8 protein-coding genes and 1 pseudogene are annotated in these 5005 nt (G+C 58.0%); 2 read left to right on the forward strand and 7 right to left on the reverse strand.

The genetic code is table 11. From position 1 onward, the window contains the following. Positions 1–369: 369 nt before the first annotated feature. Complete coding sequence (locus tag GWC77_RS26805) at positions 370–771, forward strand: hypothetical protein (RefSeq protein ID WP_173262252.1); 402 nt, start codon at positions 370–372, stop codon at positions 769–771. A 75-nt stretch (positions 772–846) separates the two neighbouring features. Here GWC77_RS26805 and GWC77_RS26810 read toward each other — a convergent pair whose 3' ends face one another. The 7 genes from GWC77_RS26810 to GWC77_RS26840 all read right to left on the reverse strand — a co-directional run bounded on the left by GWC77_RS26810 (position 847) and on the right by GWC77_RS26840 (position 4561). After that, on the reverse strand, positions 847–1557 hold the full coding sequence (locus GWC77_RS26810; protein ID WP_173262255.1) for an Imm52 family immunity protein: 711 nt from the start codon (positions 1555–1557) through the stop codon (positions 847–849). Between the two features lies 1 nt (position 1558). Next, positions 1559–1912 carry a restriction endonuclease fold toxin 5 domain-containing protein gene (locus GWC77_RS29820; RefSeq protein WP_254367204.1) on the reverse strand — a complete coding sequence of 118 codons (354 nt, stop codon included), beginning with the start codon at positions 1910–1912 and terminating at the stop codon, positions 1559–1561. 233 nt (positions 1913–2145) lie between these two features. Then, positions 2146–2403, reverse strand: coding sequence for a hypothetical protein (locus GWC77_RS26820; RefSeq protein WP_173262261.1), 258 nt, complete (start codon positions 2401–2403; stop codon positions 2146–2148). A 43-nt stretch (positions 2404–2446) separates the two neighbouring features. Then, positions 2447–3160, reverse strand: a complete 714-nt coding sequence (locus tag GWC77_RS26825; protein WP_173262264.1) for an Imm52 family immunity protein — start codon at positions 3158–3160, stop codon at positions 2447–2449. A gap of 1 nt (position 3161) precedes the next feature. Further along, complete coding sequence (locus GWC77_RS26830; RefSeq protein WP_173262266.1) at positions 3162–3515, reverse strand: Tox-REase-5 domain-containing protein; 354 nt, start codon at positions 3513–3515, stop codon at positions 3162–3164. A gap of 233 nt (positions 3516–3748) precedes the next feature. Further along, the gene (locus tag GWC77_RS26835) at positions 3749–4174 is read right to left on the reverse strand and encodes a hypothetical protein (RefSeq protein WP_173262269.1); all 426 of its coding nucleotides are present in this window, start codon (positions 4172–4174) and stop codon (positions 3749–3751) included. A gap of 153 nt (positions 4175–4327) precedes the next feature. Further along, positions 4328–4561, reverse strand: a complete 234-nt coding sequence (locus GWC77_RS26840; protein ID WP_173262272.1) for a SymE family type I addiction module toxin — start codon at positions 4559–4561, stop codon at positions 4328–4330. 239 nt (positions 4562–4800) lie between these two features. Here GWC77_RS26840 and GWC77_RS26845 point away from each other — a divergent pair. Next, positions 4801–5005: pseudogene (locus GWC77_RS26845) on the forward strand (IS3 family transposase); the annotation flags it as partial.

A 5005-nucleotide genomic window follows, 5' to 3' on the forward strand; every position in this document is an offset into this window, starting at 1 on the left:
CGCCACACCGATTCCAATTCTTCTCTTGCGAAGGCCGTCATCGCTTGCCCCTCCTGAGCGAACTCAATGGCGGCATTGTGCGATTGCCTTTACGCGAACTCTATAACGCCCATGGCTTACCGCTTACACCGCGACGCTCACCCAGGTGCTTCGAGTGGCTGCCACGGCCGCGGCTGGCGTTGCGTCCTCTGCCGTTTCCGGGAAAACGTCTGGGTTCATTGGCATTTCTCTGGTTGCCGAAGGTGGCGTATTTGCTGCTCGTATATGTTCGATGGTAGTGACGGTCGCTCGCTCGTAGTTGATCTGGAACAAGGAATCTGCCTCATTTTCCCTATACGGTTGGTATGTGCGGATCGTTGGGAGACTGCCATGTTGAAAGTGCGTTTGTTCGCCACTACGTTCCTGCTCGGCGTCGCCCTTGTGATGGCGGATGGTTCGGCCAATGCCCAGTCAACCCAGTCGGGTCGCGGGACGGCAAGCGGGGCACGAGGCATGATGTACGGCAGTCAACTGATGACGCCTGCCGAACGCAACGAATACCGGAAACGGATGCTGGCTGCGAAGTCGGACGCCGAGCGCCAGAAGATCCGTGATCAACACCACGCCGAAATGCAGAAGCGGGCGAAAGCTCGGGGTGTTACGCTGCCGGAGGTGCCCCCTTATATGCAGGGGATGCATCGGGGGCAAGGTATGGGGATGGGATCGGGGATGGGGCCGGGGTATATGCACGGGCAGCCGGGAGGGCCTGGCAACGGGGCTGCCAGTCAGTGATGATGTGGTCGGCTTCGAGCGGCTTTGAGACGCTGCACTTATCGTCCCCGGGTAGCCCGGGCCGTGGGTGCCGCGCTATCGCGGCAAGAGGTCTTGATCCGCCAATCGCACTTCGATCGCGTTCGCGATCTTCACATGCTCCGGATTGTCCGCAGAGAAGACCTCGTCCATAACGCTGACGATGATGGTCCCCTTCTGCTTGCCGCGTTCGATGACCGGCACGAGTTCGGCCGCTTCCGGTAGTTCTTTTGGCGTGATCGCCCGGTCAAGATAGAGCATCCACCCGGCTCCCGGCCGATTGGGAAAGACCTGCTGCTTGAGGTAATAGATGAGCGGCCCGACTTCAATCTTCGTGGCTGCGGGCCAGATATCCAGCAAATCGAGCACGAATCGCACCATGGTCCTCGCGTCGTGGAGTGCCTCAAGCTCGGTGAACTGGAGGTTAAACACGCAGATTGGGTTGTGCTCGTCGGAGGAAAACGACAGCGTGTACACGCCTCCTCTTCCCTTCTCCTTACCGGTCCATACGCCCGTTCTTCGATAGTTGGTTGTGGCCATCTTCTCGTCTTCGGTTCGGAGTATCTGCAGTGCCATGAGCGTTGGGCCGGTGCGATCGAAGGCCGGATTTTCCCGGGACTTCTTCGGCGTGGCGGCGGGTGGATACCAACCTTCAATGGGCAACCCAAACGGTTCGAGCAGTTTTGCGATCTTCCATAGGTGACATAAATGCTCTTCGGGAGAAGGAAGCGTGTCTTGATGCAGCGTGAAAATCAGAGTGATGTCCATGTCACGGATGGAGTAAAGATTCGATCGGAAGACCGTCGGCCAAGAATCGCCGGCTGAAATACTCGTGAGATATCGGCTGCATGAAATACCAGGTCAGCTTCGCCGGTGGACTATTTCGGACAACGTCAGTTTGACGACGAGCTTGGGCGAGCATCCGTGTCACACCCAAGAGCTCGAAGAAGCGCCTCGGTAAGCGGGTCTTCTTGTTGAAAAACTGATCGTAGCGAGCCTTCGCCTCCTGCAAGCGGCATTCCGGCGAGCGGAAGCCGTCGAATTCCGTATTCGAGAATTTCCATTCGATGTACGGCTCAAACCCGGTCACACGCGCTTGGTACTCGCGCGAAATCTTGGACATGTGCCATCTGCGCGTCACGAACCGGCCTCGGTCAGGCGGGCAGCGCTTAGGAGAGTCGTCAGTCCTCGGTATCGCGCGTGCGGTCGATCTTGCCTTCGCTTTATCCTGCTCGAGGCGATCCGGGTCGGACGACGTCCGATCCAAGGCCCCGCGAACTGCCTCGCCCACGGCGGCGAGCAACGCTGCAAGCGCGAGCGCCGCTTGCTCGAGCGTAGAGGGGCGCGCCTTCGCCATTAGCGAACCTCCTGCGCTCGCTCCGCTTCCTTGAGCAACACGTCCAGTAAGTCTGTGAAGCGGTCCTCGATTGAGGCGCCCGTCTTTTCGAGCCATTTCGAAATCACGGGTTTGCGATAAAAGCCCGGTATCTGCGCCTCGAGATGTAAAAATTCAGTGAGTAGTACGTCCTGTGTCAGCCCCATGCGCTTGGCATCGCTGTACGCGTCAGCGAGCCGTTGCAGCAAGGTGGGATCGTCACCGAGCTTTGGATTCACACTGATGGCGTCGTCTCGGATAGCCGCTACGAACTGCTCCGCGCTATCGAGGCAAGAGGTCTTGATCCGCCAATCGCACTTCGATCGCGTTCGCGATCTTCACATGCTCCGGATTGTCCGCATTGAAGACCTCGTCCATAACGCTGACGATAATGGTGCCATTCTGCTTGCCGCCTTCGATGACCGGCACGAGTTCGGCCGCTTCCGGTAGTTCTTTTGGCGTGATCGCCCGGTCAAGATAGAGCATCCACCCGGCTCCCGGCCGATTGGGAAAGACCTTGTGCGTGTGCTCATATATGAGCGGTCCAACTCTAATTTGAGTGCTGGTCGGCCAGATGTCGAGCAAGCCGAACATGAATCGCTGCATGTTCCTCGCGTCGTCGAGTGCGTCCACCTGATCGAACTGCATCCTGAGTACGCAGGTTGGGTTGCCAACGTCCGACGACAACGAAGTTGAGAACGCGCCGCCGCGGCCCTTTTCTTTACCGGTCCATACACCTGTTATTCGATAGTTCGTCACTGCATCCTTCTTGTCTTGAGCGCGAAGCATTTCCACGACTGTTGACGTTGGGCCGCTTGCGTCAAACGCCGGGTACCTGAGCGATTTCTTCGGTGTCCCGGCGGCGGACGAATACCAATGCTCAATCGGCAATCCCAACGGATCGAATAGTTCTGCAACCTCCCAGAGGTAGCGCAGATGCTCCTCCGGCGAAGGAAGCGTGTCCTGCGATAGTTGAAAAATTTGCGTTATGTACATGTTACGGATGGAACAGTGATTCGATCGGAAGTTTTTCGAGCTCGAATTGGCCGCTGAAATATTCGTGGGATATCGGCTGCATGAAATACCAAGTCAACTTCGCCGGTGGATTGTTTCGGACGACGGCGCTTTGATTGCGAGCTTGCCTCATCATGCGGGGCACACCGAAGATCTCGAAGAACCTCTTCGGTAACCAGGTCTTCCGGTCAAAGAATTGGTCGTACCGAGCCTTCGCTTCTTGTAAGCGGCAGTCCGGCGAGCGGAAGCCGTCGAACTCCATATTCGCGAATGTCCATTCGATGTATGGCTCAAACCCGGTCACACGCGCTTGGTACTCGCGCGAAATCTTGGACATATGCCATCTGCGCGTCACGAACCGGCCTCGGTCAGGCGGGCAGCGCTTGGAGGAGTCCTCAGTCCTCGGTATCACGCGTGCAGTCGATCGTGCCTTCGCTTTGTCCTGGTCGAGGCGATCCGGGTCGGACGACGTCCGATCCAAGGCCCCGCGAACTGCCTCGCCCACGGCGGCGAGCAACGCTGCAAGCGCGAGCGCCGCTTGCTCGAGCGTAGAGGGGCGCGCCTTCGCCATTAGCGAACCTCCTGCGCTCGCTCTGCTTCCTTGAGCAACACGTCCAGTAAGTCTGTGAAGCGGTCCTCGATTGAGGCGCCCGGCTTCTCGAGCCATTTTGAAATCACGGGTTTGCGATAAAAGCCCGGTATCTGTGCCTCGAGATGTAAAAATTCAGCGAGTAGTACGTCCCGTGTTAGCCCCATGCGTTTGGCATCGCTGTACGCGTCAGCGAGCCGGTGCAGCAATGTTGGATCGTCGCCAAGCTTTGGATTCGCACTGATGGCGTCGTCTCGGATAGCCGCTACGAACTCATGCTCGTTGCTGGTGGAAATTTCTCTCTGCTGTCGGTCTGCGTTTTCAGGCATAGATCGAGTGATGAAAGCGTTTGCCTCCCGTTCGCCGATGCCGGCGAGCAGCACGGGCGAAGGGTTTGTTTTCTCCAAGGAACCGCAGCGGCGCAAAGGGCCGTTGCTCCGCCATTGTTGTGCTTCGACGTCGGCAGCGATGTTCGTTGGGGAAAGATCGGACGGAGGGAAGTACGCTCGTGCAATAGGTCAATCACGTGAGCGGGACCGCGACGCGGCCCCTTCCTTCATTCAAGCGACGGTGATAACGAGCCGGCCAACCTCGACGTCGACCTTGACGCGCTGGCCGGGATGGAAGCCCGCATGCTCGATCCATCGGCCAGCAAGCTTCATCCACGGATAAAGCGGGCGCTCCGTGCGTAGATGTGGAGGTTTATGCCACGACGATTGGAACCGTCGCGATGCCTGAACAGTGACGAACCGTTCTGAGACAGCAGGTTGTGACTTATGATTGGCGTCAGCCATGAGCAACTCCCTTGTTGAGTTGGTTGTGGTTAGCGGGTCGTGAGTGCTCGTAACACTCGCGGCCCGCGCTTCGGTTATCGATTGACTCCTTTTCGTCTGCGCGCCTTTCAGAGGCGATGAAGCTCGCGGTCACGCAGATAAACCGTTTCTTGGCGATCAACGCACTCTGTACTTCCCGCAGGATCACTCTGAATCGCCCCGGATTTGGTGGAGGCTCCAACTCTTGAGAGAATGGAGCTATGAACAAGTCGAACAAGTTTTCTGCTGAGGTCCGCGAGCGTGCAGTTCGCATGGTGCGAGAGCATCGCGACGAGTATCCGTCGCAGTGGGCGGCGATCGAATCCATTGCACCTAAGATCGGCTGCACGAGCCAGACGCTGCTTGGATGGGTCAAACGAGAAGAAGTCGATAGCGGCGAGCGCGAGGGCGTGAGCACGTCGGAGC

Source organism: Paraburkholderia sp. NMBU_R16, assembly GCF_013282575.1.
Classification (GTDB): domain Bacteria; phylum Pseudomonadota; class Gammaproteobacteria; order Burkholderiales; family Burkholderiaceae; genus Trinickia.

What these genes read in the sequence shown, in the direction of transcription:
- GWC77_RS26805 (WP_173262252.1), top strand. Translation starts at nt 370, where the DNA reads ATGTTGAAAGTGCGTTTGTTCGCCACTACGTTCCTGCTCGGCGTCGCC.
- GWC77_RS26810 (WP_173262255.1), bottom strand. Translation starts at nt 1,557, where the DNA reads ATGGACATCACTCTGATTTTCACGCTGCATCAAGACACGCTTCCTTCT.
- GWC77_RS29820 (WP_254367204.1), bottom strand. Translation starts at nt 1,912, where the DNA reads ATGTCCAAGATTTCGCGCGAGTACCAAGCGCGTGTGACCGGGTTTGAG.
- GWC77_RS26825 (WP_173262264.1), bottom strand. Translation starts at nt 3,160, where the DNA reads ATGTACATAACGCAAATTTTTCAACTATCGCAGGACACGCTTCCTTCG.
- GWC77_RS26830 (WP_173262266.1), bottom strand. Translation starts at nt 3,515, where the DNA reads ATGTCCAAGATTTCGCGCGAGTACCAAGCGCGTGTGACCGGGTTTGAG.
- GWC77_RS26840 (WP_173262272.1), bottom strand. Translation starts at nt 4,561, where the DNA reads ATGGCTGACGCCAATCATAAGTCACAACCTGCTGTCTCAGAACGGTTC.